This window comes from Mycobacterium sp. TH-M11 (genome assembly GCF_057473725.1).
This window is the reverse complement of the sequence record NZ_JBYCLD010000496.1, coordinates 1-17,725: the sequence shown is the minus strand read 5'-3', so window position 1 is coordinate 17,725 and position 17,725 is coordinate 1. Positions and strand designations below refer to the sequence as shown.

18 protein-coding genes and 2 pseudogenes are annotated in these 17,725 nt (G+C 66.2%); 10 read left to right on the top strand and 10 right to left on the bottom strand.

From position 1 onward, the window contains the following. The 6 genes and pseudogenes from AC2VOG_RS19025 to AC2VOG_RS19000 all read right to left on the bottom strand — a co-directional run. On the bottom strand, positions 1 to 155 hold a 155-nt coding region (locus tag AC2VOG_RS19025), incomplete at its 3' end, for a dTDP-4-dehydrorhamnose 3,5-epimerase family protein (protein WP_486941385.1). Between the two features lies 1 nt (position 156). Next, on the bottom strand, positions 157 to 1,152 hold the full coding sequence (gene rfbB / locus AC2VOG_RS19020) for a dTDP-glucose 4,6-dehydratase (protein WP_486941383.1): 996 nt from the start codon (positions 1,150 to 1,152) through the stop codon (positions 157 to 159). 22 nt (positions 1,153 to 1,174) lie between these two features. After that, positions 1,175 to 2,038, bottom strand: a complete 864-nt coding sequence (locus AC2VOG_RS19015; RefSeq protein WP_486941382.1) for an LLM class F420-dependent oxidoreductase — start codon at positions 2,036 to 2,038, stop codon at positions 1,175 to 1,177. A 20-nt stretch (positions 2,039 to 2,058) separates the two neighbouring features. Beyond that, positions 2,059 to 2,921 (bottom strand): annotated as a pseudogene (locus tag AC2VOG_RS19010) (LLM class F420-dependent oxidoreductase). Between the two features lie 64 nt (positions 2,922 to 2,985). Beyond that, positions 2,986 to 4,497: an ATP-binding protein gene (locus tag AC2VOG_RS19005; protein ID WP_486941381.1), complete on the bottom strand. Its 1,512-nt coding sequence runs from the start codon at positions 4,495 to 4,497 to the stop codon at positions 2,986 to 2,988. 4 nt (positions 4,498 to 4,501) lie between these two features. Next, on the bottom strand, positions 4,502 to 6,172 hold the full coding sequence (locus AC2VOG_RS19000; RefSeq protein WP_486941380.1) for an NAD(P)/FAD-dependent oxidoreductase: 1,671 nt from the start codon (positions 6,170 to 6,172) through the stop codon (positions 4,502 to 4,504). A 250-nt stretch (positions 6,173 to 6,422) separates the two neighbouring features. Between AC2VOG_RS19000 and infA the strand changes: the two genes are divergently transcribed. The 8 genes from infA (at position 6,423) to truA (ending at position 11,086) form a co-directional block, all read left to right on the top strand. Beyond that, positions 6,423 to 6,644, top strand: coding sequence for a translation initiation factor IF-1 (gene infA / locus AC2VOG_RS18995; protein ID WP_003418601.1), 222 nt, complete (start codon positions 6,423 to 6,425; stop codon positions 6,642 to 6,644). A gap of 51 nt (positions 6,645 to 6,695) precedes the next feature. Further along, the gene (gene rpmJ / locus AC2VOG_RS18990; RefSeq protein WP_003879483.1) at positions 6,696 to 6,809 is read left to right on the top strand and encodes a 50S ribosomal protein L36; all 114 of its coding nucleotides are present in this window, start codon (positions 6,696 to 6,698) and stop codon (positions 6,807 to 6,809) included. A gap of 251 nt (positions 6,810 to 7,060) precedes the next feature. Beyond that, a complete protein-coding gene (gene rpsM, locus AC2VOG_RS18985) occupies positions 7,061 to 7,435 on the top strand; it encodes a 30S ribosomal protein S13 (RefSeq protein WP_486941379.1) in 375 nt (124 codons plus the stop codon). Positions 7,436 to 7,439: 4 nt separating this feature from the next. Continuing rightward, positions 7,440 to 7,859: a 30S ribosomal protein S11 gene (gene rpsK, locus AC2VOG_RS18980; protein WP_486941378.1), complete on the top strand. Its 420-nt coding sequence runs from the start codon at positions 7,440 to 7,442 to the stop codon at positions 7,857 to 7,859. 15 nt (positions 7,860 to 7,874) lie between these two features. After that, positions 7,875 to 8,480, top strand: a complete 606-nt coding sequence (gene rpsD / locus AC2VOG_RS18975; protein ID WP_486941377.1) for a 30S ribosomal protein S4 — start codon at positions 7,875 to 7,877, stop codon at positions 8,478 to 8,480. A gap of 80 nt (positions 8,481 to 8,560) precedes the next feature. Further along, the gene (locus AC2VOG_RS18970; RefSeq protein ID WP_486941376.1) at positions 8,561 to 9,607 is read left to right on the top strand and encodes a DNA-directed RNA polymerase subunit alpha; all 1,047 of its coding nucleotides are present in this window, start codon (positions 8,561 to 8,563) and stop codon (positions 9,605 to 9,607) included. Positions 9,608 to 9,681: 74 nt separating this feature from the next. Further along, positions 9,682 to 10,206, top strand: coding sequence for a 50S ribosomal protein L17 (rplQ, locus tag AC2VOG_RS18965; RefSeq protein ID WP_486941375.1), 525 nt, complete (start codon positions 9,682 to 9,684; stop codon positions 10,204 to 10,206). Between the two features lie 7 nt (positions 10,207 to 10,213). Beyond that, positions 10,214 to 11,086, top strand: coding sequence for a tRNA pseudouridine(38-40) synthase TruA (truA, locus tag AC2VOG_RS18960; RefSeq protein WP_486941374.1), 873 nt, complete (start codon positions 10,214 to 10,216; stop codon positions 11,084 to 11,086). On the opposite strand, the gene AC2VOG_RS18955 is transcribed toward truA, so the two are convergent. Both AC2VOG_RS18955 and AC2VOG_RS18950 read right to left on the bottom strand, forming a co-directional pair. After that, on the bottom strand, positions 11,069 to 11,731 hold the full coding sequence (locus AC2VOG_RS18955) for a cutinase family protein (protein ID WP_486941373.1): 663 nt from the start codon (positions 11,729 to 11,731) through the stop codon (positions 11,069 to 11,071). The two genes, truA and AC2VOG_RS18955, sit on opposite strands and share 18 nt — an antisense overlap. Positions 11,732 to 11,753: 22 nt before the next feature. After that, a complete protein-coding gene (locus tag AC2VOG_RS18950; RefSeq protein WP_486941384.1) occupies positions 11,754 to 12,605 on the bottom strand; it encodes a cutinase family protein in 852 nt (283 codons plus the stop codon). Positions 12,606 to 12,729: 124 nt separating this feature from the next. On the opposite strand from AC2VOG_RS18950, the gene eccB reads away from it, so the two are divergent. Next, complete coding sequence (gene eccB / locus AC2VOG_RS18945) at positions 12,730 to 14,139, top strand: type VII secretion protein EccB (protein ID WP_486941372.1); 1,410 nt, start codon at positions 12,730 to 12,732, stop codon at positions 14,137 to 14,139. On the opposite strand, the gene mycP is transcribed toward eccB, so the two are convergent. Then, complete coding sequence (gene mycP, locus AC2VOG_RS18940; protein ID WP_486941371.1) at positions 14,089 to 15,432, bottom strand: type VII secretion-associated serine protease mycosin; 1,344 nt, start codon at positions 15,430 to 15,432, stop codon at positions 14,089 to 14,091. The genes eccB and mycP overlap by 51 nt on opposite strands. Before the next feature lie 11 nt (positions 15,433 to 15,443). After that, positions 15,444 to 16,799, bottom strand: coding sequence for a type VII secretion integral membrane protein EccD (gene eccD, locus AC2VOG_RS18935; RefSeq protein WP_486941370.1), 1,356 nt, complete (start codon positions 16,797 to 16,799; stop codon positions 15,444 to 15,446). 99 nt (positions 16,800 to 16,898) lie between these two features. Between eccD and AC2VOG_RS18930 the strand changes: the two are divergent. Continuing rightward, positions 16,899 to 17,725, top strand: a pseudogene (locus tag AC2VOG_RS18930) (type VII secretion protein EccC); the annotation flags it as partial.

Sequence of the window (17,725 nt, the reverse complement as noted above, 5' to 3'; positions counted from 1 at the left end):
ACCGAACAGTTGGCCTGGCGGACATCTAACCGATGCCCCGCGAACTCGGTGAATCCGTGGTCGGTCAGCCATTCGAAGAACAGGCCGCGTGAGTCGGGGTGCAACTGCGGGGTGATCTCCCACGCGCCGGCGATGTCGAGTTCTCGGGCTTGCATGTCATTGACCCCGTTGTTCGTAGCGCGCCTCGACGGCCTCTTTGAGTGGCCGCCACCAAGCTTCGTTTGCGCGATACCAGTCAATGGTGGCGCGCAAGCCCTCGGTGAAGTCGGTATGTTTTGGCGCCCAACCTAATTCACTGCGCAGCTGCGATGGGTCGATGGCGTACCGGAGGTCGTGGCCGGCCCGGTCGACGACGTGGTCGAAGTCGTTGGGATCGCGTCCCATTAATTCGAGCAGGGTTCGCAGCACCGAACAGTTGTCGCGCTCGCCGTCGGCGCCGATCAGATAGGTTCGTCCGGGCCTGCCGTTGTCCAAAATGCAGCGCACTGCGTCGTTGTGATCGTCGACGTGAATCCAGTCCCGGACGTTGGCGCCGACGCCGTACAGCTTCGGCCGCCGCCCGGTCAGCACGTTGGTGATCTGCCGGGGGATGAACTTCTCCACGTGCTGATAGGGACCGTAGTTGTTGGAGCAGTTGGAGATTGTCGCGCGCACCCCGTAAGACCGCACCCACGCGCGCACCAACAGGTCGGAGGCGGCCTTGGTCGACGAGTACGGGCTCGACGGGTTGTAGGGCGTGGACTCGGTGAACCGCTCGGCGGCGTCCAGCTCCAGGTCGCCGTAGACCTCGTCGGTAGAGACGTGATGCAGCCGCACCCCGTGCCGGCGCACCGCCTCCAAGATCGTGAACGTCCCGACGACATTGGCCTGCAGGAACGGCGCCGGATCGGCCAAGCCGTTGTCGACGTGCGTTTCGGCGGCGAAGTGCACGACGGCGTCGGATTCGGCGACCAACTCGTCAACCAGATCCGCGTCGGTGATGTCGCCTTGCACCAATGTGATGTGCTCCGAGACGGGCGCCAGCGACTCGCGACTGCCCGCGTAGGTCATCGCGTCGAGCACCGTCACCGTATCGGCTGGGTGGGCCCGCACGGTGCGATGCACGAAATTGGCGCCGATGAATCCAGCGCCACCGGTAACCAGCATTCGCATGGAGCAAACCTTAGACCTGCCCTCAGCCGGCAGGCGTCAACCCCAGCGGTCCGGCCAGTGCTTCCAGCGCGCCCAGGAGCTTTCCGTCGGGCCCGCCCAACACCTGGATCGCCACATGATCGGCGCCGGAATCCAGATGCTCGTTGAGGCGCGCGGCCACTTGCTCCGCCGTGCCGTAGGCGACCACGGCGTCAATCAGCTTGTCGCTACCGGGTTTACGCACATCGGAGTCGGTGAAGCCGAGCCGGCGCCAATTATTCACGTAGTTGCTCAGATCCAGATAGAACTCAATGGTCCGGCGACCGATTTCGTGGGCCTCGCCGGCGCTCTGGGTCAGCACGACCTTGTGTTCGGGAGCAAGGAACACCGTGTTGCCCAGCAGTTCGTGTGCCTGCGCGGTGTGCTCTGGAGTCGTCAGGTACGGATGGGCACCGGCGCTGCGCTCCGCCGAAAGAGCCAGCACCTTGGGGCCCAGCGCCGCGAGCACCCGCCGACTGGTGGGCACCGAAGCGCCGTCGAGCACGTCGAGATATTCCACCAGTGCGTCGTAGGGCTTCTTGTAGACGTCAGTGTGCTCGGGGTGCCCGACTCCGATACCGAGCAGAAACCTTCCTGGGTAAGCCTTTTCGATGCGATGAAAGGACTCGGCGACGTCGGTGGCCGGCGAGGCCCAGATGTTGACGATCCCGGTCGCCAGCTGCAGCCGCGAGGTCTCCGCCAGTGCGGGCTCGACCCAGCTGAGGTCGGCATCGGGGGAGCCGCCCACCCAGACCGCGCCGTAGCCCAGCGCCTCGATCTGTTGCGCCACGCCGGGGCTGACGGAACGACTGGGAAGCCACACGCCGTATCGACCCAAGTCGGGTTTGAGTGATACGCCCTCGTTCATCGAGTTCCCCCTGTGGATTGTCAGGCCGGTGTCAGTCCCAGCGGGCCTGCGAGCTCGGCCAGCGCCGACACCAGGTTTTCATCTTTGGTCAGGATTTGCACGGGCACGTGGTCGGCGCCGGCGTCCAGGTGCTCGGTGAGCCGCGCAGCGATGGCCGCCGGGCTGCCGTATGCCACCAGCGCGTCGATCAGGCGATCGCTGCCCGGGAAAGTCGTCTCTTCCTCGGAAAAGCCCAGCCGCTTCCAGTTGTTGCGGTAGTTGGCCAGGTTTTGGCCAGGTTGAAGTACACCGGCAGCACTTTGCGGGCGACGGCGCGCGCCTGCTTCGCGTCGGTGGTGAGCACCGCCTTGTGCTCGGGGGCCAGAAACGCTGACGGGCCGATCAACGCGCGGGCCTGCGCGGTGTGCTCCGGCGTGGTCAGATACGGGTGTGCGCCCGCACTGCGGCGCGCCGACAACTTGAGTACCTGCGGCCCCAACGCCGCGACCACCCGGCGGTCGGCGGGGACGCCGCATTCGTCTAGCTGGTCGAGGTACTCCGCCAGCGCGTCGTAGGGCTTGCGATATTCGGACACCGCCTCGGGGTGCCCGACGCCGATACCGAGCAGGAAACGGCCGGGATAGGCGCGGTCGATGCGATGGAACGATTCGGCGACCGGCCGGGCCGGCGCCGACCAGATGTTGACGATGCCGGTGGCCACCTGCAGCGTCGTCGTCGCCTCCAGGATGGGCTCGACCCAGGCCAGCTCGGCGGGCGGCGAGCCGCCGACCCAGACCGCCCCGTAGCCCAGGGCCTCGATGTCTTTGGCTTGTTCAGGCGTGACGCCGCGTCCGAATGACCCGAAGCGGCCGAGATTGGGCTTGTGCGCCCCAGAATCGGTCATGGTGGCTCCAACCTACTGATCGCCGGCCGGTATTCCGGATTTGGCCCTGGGGGTTGCGCGGGGCTTAGGGCCGCGCGCTTTCCTCGGCGGTCTCGCCGTCCTGGGGGAGCGCCACATCGACCACCGGCGGCATCTCCAGCGGCAGCAAGACGATGAACCGGGTGTCGCCAGGCGCCGACTCGACCCGCAGATCGCCGTGGTGTTTTTTGACGACGATCTTCCAGGCCAGGTCCAGACCCAGCCCGGTGCCCTCGCCCACCGGCTTGGTGGTGAAGAACGGCTCGAAGATGTGCTCGAGCACATCTTCGGGGATGCCCGGGCCGGTGTCGGCAATCTCCACGCGCAACATCTCATTGGCCTCGCGGCAGGTGCGGATCGTCAGCGTGCCGCCCGCGGTCCCCATCGCCGCGATCGCGTTGTCGATGATGTTCGTCCACACCTGGTTGAGATCGCCTGGATAACAAGGTATTCGCGGAAGGGTGCGATCGAATTCCTTGGCCACCTTGATCTGAGCGGTGCCGTCCTTACCCAGTCGATCGGCGAACATGGTGACGGTGCTCTTCAGCAGGTCGTGGACGTCGGCCACCTGGAAGGGGGCGCGATCCAGCTGCGAGTACTGCTTGGCGTCGGCCACCAGCGCCGAAATACGTTGGCTCGCTTCGACAAGCTGATTCATCAGCAGCTCGCTCGCAATCGTGTACCTGATCCACTGGATCGCCAAACCCAACGATGTCGACGCTTCCAGATCGGCGGCGGTCGCGGCGATACGCTCAAGCCAATCGGTATCGATGCCACCTTCGACGAAGTCTGGCGCGATGTCCCATCCGCCGTCGATGCCGTGGTCGTCCAGCCAGTCGGCCACCGCGTCTTCGCGGTCCGATGTCTCGATCGCGTTTAGATGCACCGACGGCGACTTGGCCACCTGCTCGGCGACGGCATCTTGCAGTCTCACCAACGCATTCAGCGTCTCCGGGCTCACGGTGCCGTCGGCCAGCATCGCCAGCTTGCCGCGCATGTTGGAGATGCGACCGCGCAATTCCTGGGCCGCTCGGGCGATGGCGGCCGCCGGGTTGTTCAGCTGATGAGTGAGTCCGGCCGACAGCTGGCCGAGCGCCAGCAGCTTTTCGCGATTGTCGATCAGCCGACGGGTTCGCTCGGTACCGACGGCAATGCCGTCGAGCAGATGAACCGCCATCGGGAACTGGTCTTGCATGAACGCGGCGAACGCCGGGGCGTCCATCACGAAAAACCGCGACGGCTTGGTCACGTGTACCGATGCGGTGTAGAGCTGCTGCTTCTCGCCGGTGAACGCCTGCCACGCACCGCAATACACGCCGCGGTGCGAGGTCCGGTTGGTTTCGATGTCCTGGCCGCCGGAGAGCTTGGACATCGCCAGCTCGCCCTCGATGAGCACGTAGAAACAGGTGGCCGGCTCGCCCTCGACGAACAGCGGGCCCGGTTCAAAGTGGTTGATCTGCCCGACGGCGCACAGCGTCGCGAGTTGTTCGTCGCTGAGCTGTTCGAAGAGGAACAGCGTGCGCAGTTCATCTGCGTCACAGCCAGTTGTCGGGGCCATGACCTTAAGACTCCGCCAGATAACGGTGCACCAGCATGACCGCCATCGACCCCTCTCCGACCGCTGCCGCGACCCGCTTCGCGGACTCAGACCGCACGTCGCCGGCCACGAAGACGCCCGGCACGCTGGTCTCCAGATGGTGTGGCGGCCGGTCCAGTGACCAGCCGCAGACGTTGCGCAGATCCGGGCCGGTGAGGATGAAGCCGTGTACGTCGCGGGCCAGCACACCGTCGAGCCAGTCGGTTCGCGGTGCCGCGCCGATGAAGATGAACATCCGGCCGCAGTTGACGTCCTCGGTGGTGCGGCTCCGGTTATCGATCAGCGTGAGGGTCTCGAGGTGCTCATCGCCGGTAACGCAGTGCACTTCGGTGCAGGTGCGGACGTGGATGTTGGGCCGGGCTTGAATCTGCTGGATCAGGTAATGCGACATGGATGCTTCCAACGACGGCCCGCGCACCAGGATCGTCACCGATTTCGCCCGGCTGGACAGGTGCATGGCCGCCTGGCCGGCGGAGTTCGCCCCGCCGATGACGTAGACCTCTTCGCCTTCGCACTCCGCGGCGACCGAGGCTCCGTAGTAGACGCCGCGCCCGGACAGCGCGGCGCAGCCCTCGGCCGTCAACTGGTTGTAGGCGACACCGGTGGCGACGATGATCGCGCGCCCGTCGATGGAGCTGGCGTCGTCGAACCGCACGGTGCGCTTGGAGCCGCTCACCTCCAGGGCGACGGCTGTCCGGGTGGTGATGAGTTCGGCGCCGAATTTCTCGGCCTGTCGGCGGGCTCGGGTGGCCAATTGGTCGCCGGACACCCCGTCGGGAAAGCCCAGGTAATTCTCGATCTTCGAACTCTGGCCCGCCTGCCCGCCCGTTGCGGTCGATTCGATCAACACCGTGCGCAGACCCTCCGACGCGCCGTACACGGCGGCGGCCAGGCCCGCCGGCCCGCCGCCGACCACGATCAGGTCGTAGAAGTCCTGCGACGGCGTGGTCGTCAGGCCCAAATTGTCGGCCAGCTCGGCGTCGCTCGGTTCGATCAGCGGGTCGCCCTTCTCGGTGACGACGACCGGTAGCCGCTTGCCGTCTTCGCCGGCAGCCAGCAACAGTTGTTCACCGTCGGGTTGGTCGGCCTCGAACCACTTGTAGTGCAGGCCGTTGCGGACCAGGAAGTTGCGGGCCTCCCAGGAGCGCGCATGCCAGCGATGACCGATGACCTTGGTGTGCGGAATCGGGCGCTCCGGGGTCCGCCGCCAGGCCTCCAGGAGTTCGTCGATGACGGGGTAGAGCTTCTCTTCGGGCGGATCCCACGGTTTGAGCAGGTAGTGGTCGAGGTCGACGACGTTGATCGCGTCGATCGCGGCATGGGTGTCGGCGTAGGCGGTGAGCAGCACCCGCTTGGCGGCGGGGTAGAGGTCCATCGCCGCTTCGAGGAACTCGATACCGGTCATCTGCGGCATCCGGTAGTCGGCAACCAGCATCGCGACCGTCTCGCCGCGCAGCTTGAGCTGCTTGAGGGTGTCGAGCGCGTCGGGGCCCGATTCGGCCCGGATGATGCGGTTGGCGTCGCCGTACCGGCGGCGCAAATCCCGAGCGACGGCCCGGGACACCGCGGGATCGTCGTCGACGGTCAGCATCACCGGCTTGCGTGAGACGGCGTCGGTGTGTGCGCGGCTGGTCATCAGCGTCAAGTATGCGCTTGTCAGAGCTGGCGCGTGCGCCGACGGTCGCGCTGCCGGATGCTCTGCCAACGATTTTGGCCAGCACGTGTGAGCGGGTATCGTGGAGCAACGGTGCTTCATCGCGCTGGTTTCTCGCGTGCCCTGTCTTAGGAATTTCCTGTCACTGGCTCACGTTGTAGGGCCGGTGCGCGCTGCGCCGGTACGGGCTCAGAAGCAACGAAACGAAAAGACGAGGATTCGAAGAGAAGTCATGGCCAAGAAGGACGGCGCCATCGAGGTCGAGGGCCGCGTGGTCGAGCCCCTGCCCAATGCGATGTTCCGCATTGAGCTGGAAAACGGCCACAAGGTGCTTGCCCACATCAGCGGCAAGATGCGGCAGCACTACATCCGCATTCTGCCCGAGGACCGGGTGGTGGTGGAGTTGTCTCCCTACGACCTGTCCCGGGGCCGCATCGTGTACCGCTACAAGTAAAAGCCCGAACACCGCAACCGACGAGAAGACAGAACAGGATCGAAAACAGCCGTGAAGGTGAACCCGAGCGTCAAGCCGATCTGCGACAAGTGCAGGGTGATCCGTCGGCATGGACGGGTCATGGTGATCTGCTCTGATCCGCGCCACAAGCAGCGCCAGGGCTAAGCAACCCGCAAGCGTTGAGGCGCCGTCCGGCGATGATGCGGTCCGCGAAGCGGACCGAGGAGGAGCCGGACAATCAGATCACGACAACTGAATACAAACCTCCCAGCACCACTGATCGGCTGCATTCTTTTCCAAATGGGCCGCTCAGTCACGTCCGGAACGGAGGCCGGACCCCGGAGCAGCGAGCTAGTTTCTGCGCCAGGGAACGGGCTGGGAATTGAGACCTCCGCATAGAGAAGGAATGCCATCCCATGGCTCGATTGATGGGCGTCGACCTCCCGCGCGACAAGCGCATGGAGGTCGCGCTGACCTACATCTTCGGCATCGGCCGAACCCGCTCCAACGAAATCCTGGCCGCGACCGGGATCGACAAAGATCTGCGCACCAAGGACCTCACCGACGATCAGGTGACCCAGATGCGCGACTACATCGAAAGCAACCTCAAGGTCGAGGGTGACCTGCGCCGTGAGGTGCAGGCCGACATCCGCCGCAAGATTGAGATCGGCTGCTACCAGGGCCTTCGGCACCGTCGCGGCCTGCCGGTGCGCGGTCAGCGCACCAAGACCAATGCGCGCACCCGTAAGGGCCCCAAGCGCACCATCGCCGGCAAGAAGAAGGCCAGGTAAAACCATGCCCCCAACCAAAAAGCCTGGGCAGGCTTCCGCGAAGAAGGGTCAAAAGACCCGGCGCCGGGAAAAGAAAAACGTTCCGCACGGCGCCGCGCACATCAAGAGCACGTTCAACAACACGATCGTGACGATCACCGACCTGCAGGGCAACGTCCTGGCGTGGGCATCGTCGGGTCACGTCGGCTTCAAGGGATCGCGTAAGTCGACTCCGTTCGCCGCACAGCTGGCCGCCGAGAACGCCGCCCGCAAGGCCCAAGAGCACGGCGTGAAGAAGGTCGACGTGTTCGTCAAGGGTCCGGGTTCGGGCCGCGAGACCGCGATCCGGTCGCTGCAGGCCGCCGGCCTCGAGGTCGGCGCCATTTCCGACGTCACACCGCAGCCGCACAACGGTTGCCGTCCGCCCAAGCGGCGCCGGGTCTAGAGGAGATAGAAAGACATGGCTCGTTACACCGGACCCATGACCCGCAAGTCGCGCCGTCTCGGCGTCGACCTCGTCGGTGGGGATCAGTCCTTCGAGAAGCGCCCCTACCCGCCCGGCCAGCACGGCCGCGCGCGGATCAAGGAGAGCGAATACCGCCAGCAGCTGCAGGAGAAGCAGAAGGCCCGCTTCACCTACGGCGTCATGGAAAAGCAGTTCCGCCGCTATTACGCAGAAGCGGCCGGCCGGCCCGGCAAGACCGGTGACGAGCTGCTGCAGATCCTGGAAAGCCGGCTCGACAACGTCGTGTACCGCTCCGGTATCGCCCGGACCCGTCGGATGGCCCGTCAGCTGGTCAGCCACGGGCACTTCACGGTCAACGGCGTCAAGGTGACCATCCCCAGCTACCGGGTGTCGCAGTACGACATCATCGACATCAAGGGCAAGTCGCTGAACACCGTGCCGTTCCAGATCGCCCGCGAGACCTCCGGTGACCGTCCGATCCCCAGCTGGATCCAGGTGGTCGGCGAGCAGCAGCGCATCCTGATCCACCAACTACCCGAGCGTGCTCAGATCGAAGTGCCGCTCACCGAGCAGCTGATCGTCGAGTACTACTCGAAGTAACTCTGGGGCCGCACAAGCGGCAACCAGATAACCGATCCGGCATCAAATAGCGGGTGCCGAGAAGGAGATAGAGAAACACCATGCTGATTTCACAGCGACCGACCTTGTCCGAAGAGGTCATCAGCGACAGCCGTTCGCAGTTCGTCATCGAGCCGTTGGAGCCGGGGTTCGGCTACACGCTGGGTAACTCGCTGCGGCGCACGCTGCTGTCCTCGATTCCGGGCGCCGCGGTCACCAGCATTCGCATCGACGGTGTGCTGCACGAGTTCACCACCGTGCCGGGCGTCAAGGAAGATGTCACCGACATCATCTTGAACCTCAAGAGCCTGGTGGTGTCCTCCGAAGAGGACGAGCCGGTGACCATGTATCTGCGTAAGCAGGGTCCGGGCGATGTCACCGCGGGCGACATCGTGCCACCTTCGGGCGTCACCGTGCACAACCCGGAGATGCACATCGCGACCCTGAACGACAAGGGCAAGCTTGAGATCGAGCTGGTCGTCGAGCGTGGCCGCGGCTACGTCCCGGCCGTGCAGAACAAGGCATCGGGCGCCGAAATCGGCCGTATCCCGGTCGATTCCATCTACTCGCCGGTGCTCAAGGTCACCTACAAGGTGGACGCGACCCGTGTCGAGCAGCGCACCGACTTCGACAAGCTGATCCTCGACGTGGAGACCAAGAGCTCGATCGGACCCCGCGACGCACTGGCGTCCGCCGGTAAGACCCTGGTCGAATTGTTCGGTCTGGCACGCGAACTCAACGTCGAAGCCGAGGGCATCGAGATCGGCCCGTCACCGGCCGAGGCCGACCACATCGCGTCGTTCGCACTGCCGATCGACGACCTGGACCTGACCGTGCGCTCCTACAACTGCCTCAAGCGCGAAGGCGTGCACACCGTCGGCGAGTTGGTCTCGCGCACCGAGTCCGACCTGCTCGACATCCGCAACTTCGGTCAGAAGTCCATCGACGAGGTGAAGGTCAAGCTGCACCAGCTGGGCCTGTCGCTCAAGGACAGCCCGGCCAGCTTCGATCCGTCGGAGGTTGCCGGTTATGACGTCGCCACCGGCACGTGGTCCGCTGAGGCCGCCGCCTACGACGACCAGGACTACGCCGAAACCGAACAGCTCTAAGACCCAACTGCTCGCAAGAGTGCCGTCCCGGCCCTACCTGATACGGGGGCCGGCCCCACGTAGGAGAAGTCGAAATGCCCAAGCCCACTAAGGGTCCTCGCCTCGGCGGGTCGTCTGCACACCAAAAGGCGATCCTGGCCAACTTGGCGACGGCGCTGTTCGAGCACGGCCGGATCAAGACCACCGAGCCCAAGGCGCGGGCGCTTCGGCCCTACGCCGAGAAGCTGATCACCCACGCCAAGAAGGGCACGCTGCACAACCGGCGTGAGGTGCTCAAGAAGATCCGCGACAAGGATGTGGTGCACACCCTGTTCGCCGAGATCGGGCCGCACTTCGCCGACCGCAACGGTGGCTACACCCGCATCATCAAAGTCGAGAGCCGCAAGGGCGACAACGCCCCGATGGCGGTCATCGAACTGGTGCAAGAGAAGACCGTGACCTCTGAGGCCGACCGCGCCCGTCGGGTCGGCGCGTCGAAAGTCGCCGCCAAGGTCGAAAAGCCGAAAGCCGAAGAGGCGAAAGCCGAAGAGGCCGACGAGGTCAAGGCCGAAGCCGAAGAAGCCGAAGAAGTCGAAGCTGGGGACGCGGACGAGTCCTGATCTGTCGTTGAACGACGTGCCCGCCATCGACACCGGTGGCGGGCTCGTTCGTCTGAGGCTCGATATCTCTTACGACGGAACAGAATTCGCCGGCTGGGCCACGCAGGTGGGCCAGCGCACCGTGGCGGGTGTGCTCGAAGAGGCGTTGTCGACGGTGTTTCGCCGCGAGTTGCGACTGCGCGCGGCCGGTCGTACCGACACCGGCGTACACGCCACCGGGCAGGTCGCCCACGTCGACGTTCCCCCCGACGCGCTGCCCAACGTGTATCCGCGCACGCCACGGCCCCATCAACCCGAGTTCCAGCCGTTGATCCGCCGCCTGGGCCGGCTGCTACCCGCCGATGTGCGAGTCCGCCGAATCACCCGCGCGCCGGCCGGTTTCGACGCGCGGTTCTCCGCGCTGCGTCGTCATTACGTCTATCGGATCTGCACCGCCGACTACGGGGTGGATCCGCATCAGGCCCACTTCATCACCAGTTGGCCGCGCCCGCTCGACGTCGAGGCGATGGCCTCTGCCGCACAAAAGCTGTTGGGCCTCAACGACTTCGCCGCGTTCTGCCGCCACCGCGACGGCGCGACGACGATCCGCGACCTGCAGCGCTTCGACTGGGTGCGCGACGGCGACCTGATTACCGCCCACGTCACCGCCGACGCGTTTTGCTGGTCGATGGTGCGGTCGCTGGTCGGCGCGGTGCTGGCGGTCGGCGAACACCGCCGCACCGCCACGTGGTGCGCCCAATTGCTTTCCGACACAAGGCGTTCCAGTGACTTCGCCGCCGCACCGGCGCGGGGTCTGACGTTGGTCGGCGTGGACTACCCAGCTGACGGCGAGTTGGCGGCCCGGACATTGATCACCCGCGACCTACGGACCCGGGACTGAGTTGAGCTTGCCGGCCACGAAGTCGGCCGCTTGATTGACCAGGCCGTCCTGGATGTAGCCACCGGCCATGTGTTGGTTCCAGTTGTCCGACCAGGTGTGCGGGTCGGCTGGATTGCAGATGGGGTCGGCGCCGTGGCACAAGTCGATGGTCCGGTCGTGATAGACCGGGTTGAAGTTGGTGATCGGTCCGACCCATTGGGTGCCGTTGCCGAACAGGGCGACTGCGGCGATGTGCTGGTCGGCGCCGGGTGGAAGCGGATTGTTGAAGCCGAACATCGCTCCCGGAGCCGCTATCACGACGTCGGTGACTGCCGCGCCCAGGGAGTAGCCGCCCAGCACGATGCGGGTGTCCGGGCAGCTGTTGATCGTCGATTGGACGTGTGCGCTCATGTCGTTGGCGCCGACGGCGACTTCGGTATCGGCGGGGTAGCGAACCGCGTAGAGGCCGATGCTTTTGTTGACCTTGGACCGCAGCGCGCTGACGAATGCGTTGCCCAGGACTCCGGCACCCGCTGGTTCCTGGCGTCCCCGGGCAAACACCACCTCCGCGTCGGGGCAAGCGGCGGATGCGGTCGTGATCGTCGCGGGCGCCAGCATCAAGCCTGCCACGAGCAATACGGTCGGCGTGAGCCCGCGCAGTTTCATAGCGACGTGAAGCCCCTAGCGGTCAGTGGAAGGCCGCCGGCCGGGTCTGGTCGACCACGGTCGGGCCTGGGCCGTCGGGGACGGGGCCCGGCGGCGGACCCTGGCCGGGGCCGAACGGCCCGGGGCCGAACGGTTCGGGCGCACTGGGTCCGGGCGGGACGCCCACGGGTACTTCGGGTCCGGTCTGGGGCGCCACCGCCAACAGTCGGGTCTGCACGAAGCTGGCGGCCTGGTTGGTGTAGACGGGCACATAGCCGTCGGTGTGGCCCTTCCACTCGTTGCCTTGGCCGGCGTGGCAGATCGGATCCTCGGGGTTGCAGTAGTCGACGGCCTTGGCGCCGAACAGCGCGCTCTGGGCCGCGATCGATCCGCCGCTACGGTCGGCCGGGTTTCCGAAGGTGGTGACTGCGATGACGTGGCTGGCATATTGCGACGGCAGTGCATCGCCCCAGCCGACGCCGCCGATCTGCGTGCCGGTGACGATGTCGACCACCGATGCGCCTTGGGAGTACCCGCCGAGCACCTGCGGCGTGGCCGGGCACTTGTCGGCGACCTCCTTGATGTGCTTGATCGCGTCCTTGGCGCCGTCGTTGCCGTGGATCTGCAACAGGGTGGCCCGGTAGTTGACCGGGTAGGCATTGATGTTCTCGCCGGTTTTCTGCCGCAGTGCGTCGACGAAGGCCTGGCCGACGCTGCCCAGACCCGCAGGTTCGTCGGTGCCGCGGGCGAAGGTCACCGAAACATCGGGGCAGTTGTCGGCCTTGGCCGACGGGACGGCGCCGGGGGCGACGAGCAGCGAGCCAGCGCCCAGCAACGCCGCGGCCGTCACGCTCACCCGGCGTGACCAGGATCGACGCGACGCGACGCGACTCATGCAGTCAATGCTCACCAGATGATCCTACGGACATTCCGGTCCGCGGTCACCTCGATGATGCTCGGGCCCGCGGTTGTGGATTGCGGACGGGCCGACGGATGGCAAGCGCCTATCGTGGCGTGGAATGGCGTGGCATCCGACGACGAGGCTGGAGATCAGCGGCCACCGGTTTCTGCGGCGTCGAATCGAGTGCGCGCTGCTGGGCATCGACGTGCGGGCGGTGAACGAGTCGATCCGTGCGTCCGCGGTAGCGTTGACGGTTGGCCTGGTATTCGCGATTGTGGGGCTGGCCGCGTGTCTGGTGCTCGCCCTGCTCCGCCCCCAACCGGATGCGGTTAACGCGCCCATCGTGATGGAGCGGCAGTCGGGAGCGCTCTATGTACGGGTGGGTGACACCCTGCACCCGGTGCCGAACCTGGCCTCGGCCAGATTGATCATGAAAACCGACGCAACCCCGCAACCAGTGGACGCGTCAGCTTTAGCGCGCGACAAGCTGGGTCCGCTGTTGGGTATCCCCGGCGCCCCGCAGTTTCTCGGAAAGCCACTTGACGTGGCCGAATTGCAGTGGACCGTCTGCGACAGCAGTGACCGCACGACGGTCGTCGTCGGCGGGAAACCGCCGGCTGATGTTCTCGACGGTGACCGGGCCCTGCTGGTTACACCGGCCACGGGTGGCTCCACATACCTCCTGTTCAACGGCCGACGGGCTGTGGTGAATCCGGACGACCCTGCGGTCGCGCGTGCGCTGGGGCTCGATGGCCGGCCACCGCTGCATGTTTCGTCGACACTGCTGAACCTCATCCCCGAGACACCCCCGATTGCGGCACCTCGAATTCCTGGTGTCGGGAAACCAGGCCCCGACTCGCTGCCCGGTTTCCGGGTCGGCAACGTGCTGCGGGTCGCCCGCAGCGGCCGCGACGAGTACTACGTGGTGTTGACCGATAGTGTCCAACGGGTGGGGGAACTCGCCGCCGAGCTTGTGCGATTCTCCGAGCCGCAAGGGACTCACACGGCGATCTCGGTCGCACCCGACGCCCTTCGCGCAACCAAATCAGTGCACCGTCTGCCGGTCTCGGACTTTCCCGACCGCGCCTCGACGCAATCGGTTGCGCCCGGTGCGATGGTCTGCGCCAGCTGGACACCTGCTGCGTCGGGAAGCGTCAAGACCTCGTTTTCGCTTGGCGGCCTGCCCGTTCCGGTTGGCCGCGCACCGGTCGCGTTGGCGCAGGCCGATGGAGGCGGACCCGCTGTCGACGCGGTTTACCTGCCGCCGGGGCGGGTGGCCTATGTCCGCGCGACCAGTCTCTCCGGTGAGAATGCTCGGGCCGGCACCCGCTTCCTGATCTCCGATACCGGCGTCCGCTTCACCGTGCACGATGACGATGCGGCCAAGGACCTCGGCCTGCCGCTCACCACGGTTGCCGCACCGTGGCCATTGCTGGCCGCGCTGCCCGCTGGGCCCGATCTGAGCCGAGCCGATGCCTCAGTCGCACAGGATGTTCCCGCTGTCGTGCGAGGCGCCGGCACGCCGTAATCGGGTGCGCAGCACGCTTGCGGCCAGCATCGCCGCCACTACGCCGCCGCAGACCCCCGTCCCGACCGACGCCGCGTGCCAAGCACGGCCATCCGGCGGTGTGGGACGCGCGGGTGCGGCGATGGGCGCCAGCGTTCGGGGCGCCGACGCGATCGGAGCTATCGGGGAGTCGGTGCTCACCGCGGCCAGGAAGTCCACTCTGCCGGCGCCGGTTCGGTTGTTCCAACCGCCGGGCGGATGGTGCGCGGTGGCTTTGATGCGTTGCATCACCCGACGAGCGCTCCACGTCGGGAAGCGACTGCGAATCAGTGCTGCCAACCCGCTGACTACCGGCGCGGCATAACTCGTCCCCGAAAGCGGTGTCGAACCGTCCTTTCCGGCCATTGCATTCGCCAGTCCCGCACCTGAGGAGTTCACGGACAACACGCCTTCGCCGGGTGCGGCGACATCGAGCCACGGCCCGGCCAGGGTGAACGAGGACGGCTCGCCGTGCGTGTTGACCGAACCGACGGTCAACACGTAGTCGTCATACCAAGCAGGGCTGACGATTGTCGCCGGTTCGGATTGCTGTGCAGGGCAGTGCCCACTGCCGGCATTGCCTGCCGCCGCCACCACTACGACGTTCTTGCTGTCGACGGCGTAGGCCAGCGCAGCGCCCAGCGGGCGATCGTCGAGAGCCGAGTCGCTGCGCGCGCAGGCCACCGCAGAAATGTTGATCACTGTGGCACCCAGGTCAGCGGCATCGCGCACGGCCCGCGCCATCGTGTCGACGTCCCCGAACCCAGGGTGTGTCGGGTCCGATGCGGTCCCGAACTTCGTGCTGGACTGCCGGATGCCGATGAGCTCGGCACCGGGAGCGACGCCGCTGAAAGCATCGGCATGTTTGGGATCGGCTGTGGCACCTATGATCCCGGCAACGACGGTTCCATGACCATCACAGTCCTGGTTTCCGTCACCGGTGGAAACATAGTCCCCGCCCGCGGCCAGGTGCGGCAGGCGTGGGTGTGGTGCGACTCCGGTGTCGATGACCGCGACGCGCTGGCCCGAACCGGTGGTTAATTTCCAAACTTGCGGTAGATCAAGCCCGGAGAGCTGGGATACGTCCGCACCGGGAATCGTCGACGCCACCGCGCAGATCTCGCGCTGGACGGTCGGATGTGGTGGGCGAGCGGGTGCCGGCGGCGGCAGCCTACTGAGGTCAATCGGGGGCGGCGATATTGCGTTGGCCAGCGGTACCGCGTACCACGGCAGAATGGCGACAGCCGCTGTCGCCGAGCATCGCAGCAACCTCAATCGAGCTGGTATCACGGCAGATTCAGACTGCGCACGGCGCCGTAGAAGCCGCAGAGCCAGAACGCCAGCGGGGCAATCGCGGCGAGGGCGAAATACTGCATCAGTTCGACGCTTCGCCGTGCGGTTGGAATGGCTGCCGTTGATCCACTGGTGAAGCCGAGGTAGAGCGCAAACATGCTGAGCGTCAACGACAGTGCCGCAATGTGCGGTGCATACTGGGGGTACCCGCGGGTGGCTGCCACCAAGACACTGCAGAGCGTAGCCGCGCCGCATACGATCGTCGGCAATGATCGGCCGAGATCCTGGTGCGCACGTGCACGCAGCAGCAGGGCGGCGCCGACCACGGTGGCGAAGCCGATCCCGGACAGTGAGGTCTGGCCCGCCAGGCTGACGGCGCCCAGGGCGGCGGAGGCGGAGAAAGCCGTGATCAGGCTGTCGAGCCAGGTGTGTGCGCGGATCGTGCGTGCGTGGGCGTCGTCGGGACTTTCGGCGGGCAGAGGTGACAACCGGGCGAGCATGACCGACAGCGGCGCAGCCGCTTCGATCAGAGCCAGCGAGACTGTCGCCAGGCAGGCACCGATGGCCGGCAGCGGTGCGGCGACGACTGCGCGCACCGCGGCCGCGGTAGCGCACACCGCCGCCAGGACCGACAATGCCGTGAATACGATTGCGTGGCCGCAGAACACGCGGACGATCGCTGCGGCCGTGCCTGCAGCGGCGGCTGCCAAGAGTGCATTCGGTGCGCCCGGGCCACCGGGAACGGCAAAGAGTCCGGCTAGTGCGGTGAATCCGGTGCCGATCAGGCCCAAGCTCAGGCCGGCGCCCGGTTCGTCGAACACGCGATATGCGACTGCCGCCCCCAGTAATCCCAGCAGTCCGGTTACCAACGCAATGCCCGCGCAGTCGGTGCGGTGTGCGTCGACGTCGAAGGCGGTTCCCAGCAGTACCGCCGCGGCAAGGATTGCCAGGCACAACGAAATCAGTCCGCCGACGAGACGACTCGCACGTCGGGTCCAGGGCCGTTCTACCTCGGCGATCGCTGCCGCTACCGCCTCGGCCGCGTCGTCACCCGGTGGAGCGGCGAATGCCGTCGGTGCGCGAACCAGAAACAACGTGTAACCGTCTCGAATCCCAAGTTCATGCAACGTCTTCGACGCGTCCAACACGGCCCCGCCGGGGCGGGACAGCTCGTAGCGGACGGCGGCGTCTAGGTTGCCTGTGTCGCCGAGGACGTCGATGATCGATGCGATCAATGAATTGACCGGCACCGCGGCCGACACCACGAGGTCGGCGCTGCCGGTACCCGCATGAACAACCAGCCGCCGCCGAACAGACGCCACCGACACCTGATGCATACCTGACTCCATTTCGCCACGTTGGACCCTAGCCATGCCGCGGCGACGTCGTATGCGTTGTTCCACAGGCGACTTGCCGCCGATCGCTGCCTTGCCTACCGTGCCCGAGTCATGGATCTCGGGAACGCGTTCGACGGTGCAACCGCGAAGTGCGTGCCGATCGCGCGCATGGCAGCACCGGACTACGAGACCAAGGACATCGCGGTCGCGGCGCCGCCGGAAATAGCGGACCGGGCGCAGTCCGGCCGGTTGATCCGGTTCGTACCGATTGTCACGGCCGTCGCCGCGGTAGGGGCGATGGCTGCGACGTACGCTGCGCGCTCGACCGTGGCGCACAATCCGGCGTTCATGATGTTCCCGCTCGTGATGCTGGTGTCCGCGGTGGCGGCGGTGCTTTCGGGCTCGGATCGTCGTCGCGGCGAACTCAATGTCCAACGTGGGGATTACCTGGACTATTTGTCGACGATTCGCCAAACGGCTCTGAAGAATGCTGCAGCGCAGTGTTTGTCGTTGACTTGGCGCCATCCCGATCCTGACACGCTGTGGACTCTGGTGGGCGGATGCCGGATGTGGGAGCGGGAAGTCGCGGCCGCAGATTTCTGCCAGGTGCGGGTCGGCGTCGGGCCGCTACCTCTTGCTGCGCGGTTGGTGGCGCCGACCCTGGAATCGGTGAACCGATTGGACCCGGTGAGTGTGGCTGCGCTGCAGCGCTTTCTCGGCACACACTCGAGGGTGGTAAGCGCACCGATCGCGGTCGCGCTGCGCGGGCAGTCGGTGGTGCGCATCCGCGGCGACGGCCGGCAGGCCCGCGCGCTGCTGCGCGCCATGCTGTGCCAGCTGGCCGTCTTGCACAGCCCGGCCGCGGTACTGATCGTCGCTGCCGTCGGCGCTGCCAACCGGGCGGAGTGGGAATGGCTCAAATGGTTGCCGCACAATCG

Bases quoted from the DNA above. Each gene is read 5' to 3' on its own strand.
- infA (WP_003418601.1), top strand. From the start codon at position 6,423: ATGGCCAAGAAGGACGGCGCCATCGAGGTCGAGGGCCGCGTGGTCGAG.
- AC2VOG_RS19005 (WP_486941381.1), bottom strand. From the start codon at position 4,497: ATGGCCCCGACAACTGGCTGTGACGCAGATGAACTGCGCACGCTGTTC.
- rpsD (WP_486941377.1), top strand. From the start codon at position 7,875: ATGGCTCGTTACACCGGACCCATGACCCGCAAGTCGCGCCGTCTCGGC.
- rplQ (WP_486941375.1), top strand. From the start codon at position 9,682: ATGCCCAAGCCCACTAAGGGTCCTCGCCTCGGCGGGTCGTCTGCACAC.
- eccD (WP_486941370.1), bottom strand. From the start codon at position 16,799: ATGGAGTCAGGTATGCATCAGGTGTCGGTGGCGTCTGTTCGGCGGCGG.
- AC2VOG_RS18970 (WP_486941376.1), top strand. From the start codon at position 8,561: ATGCTGATTTCACAGCGACCGACCTTGTCCGAAGAGGTCATCAGCGAC.
- AC2VOG_RS18950 (WP_486941384.1), bottom strand. From the start codon at position 12,605: ATGAGTCGCGTCGCGTCGCGTCGATCCTGGTCACGCCGGGTGAGCGTG.
- AC2VOG_RS19000 (WP_486941380.1), bottom strand. From the start codon at position 6,172: ATGACCAGCCGCGCACACACCGACGCCGTCTCACGCAAGCCGGTGATG.
- AC2VOG_RS19015 (WP_486941382.1), bottom strand. From the start codon at position 2,038: ATGAACGAGGGCGTATCACTCAAACCCGACTTGGGTCGATACGGCGTG.
- AC2VOG_RS18955 (WP_486941373.1), bottom strand. From the start codon at position 11,731: ATGAAACTGCGCGGGCTCACGCCGACCGTATTGCTCGTGGCAGGCTTG.
- rpsM (WP_486941379.1), top strand. From the start codon at position 7,061: ATGGCTCGATTGATGGGCGTCGACCTCCCGCGCGACAAGCGCATGGAG.
- rfbB (WP_486941383.1), bottom strand. From the start codon at position 1,152: ATGCGAATGCTGGTTACCGGTGGCGCTGGATTCATCGGCGCCAATTTC.
- eccB (WP_486941372.1), top strand. From the start codon at position 12,730: ATGGCGTGGCATCCGACGACGAGGCTGGAGATCAGCGGCCACCGGTTT.
- rpsK (WP_486941378.1), top strand. From the start codon at position 7,440: ATGCCCCCAACCAAAAAGCCTGGGCAGGCTTCCGCGAAGAAGGGTCAA.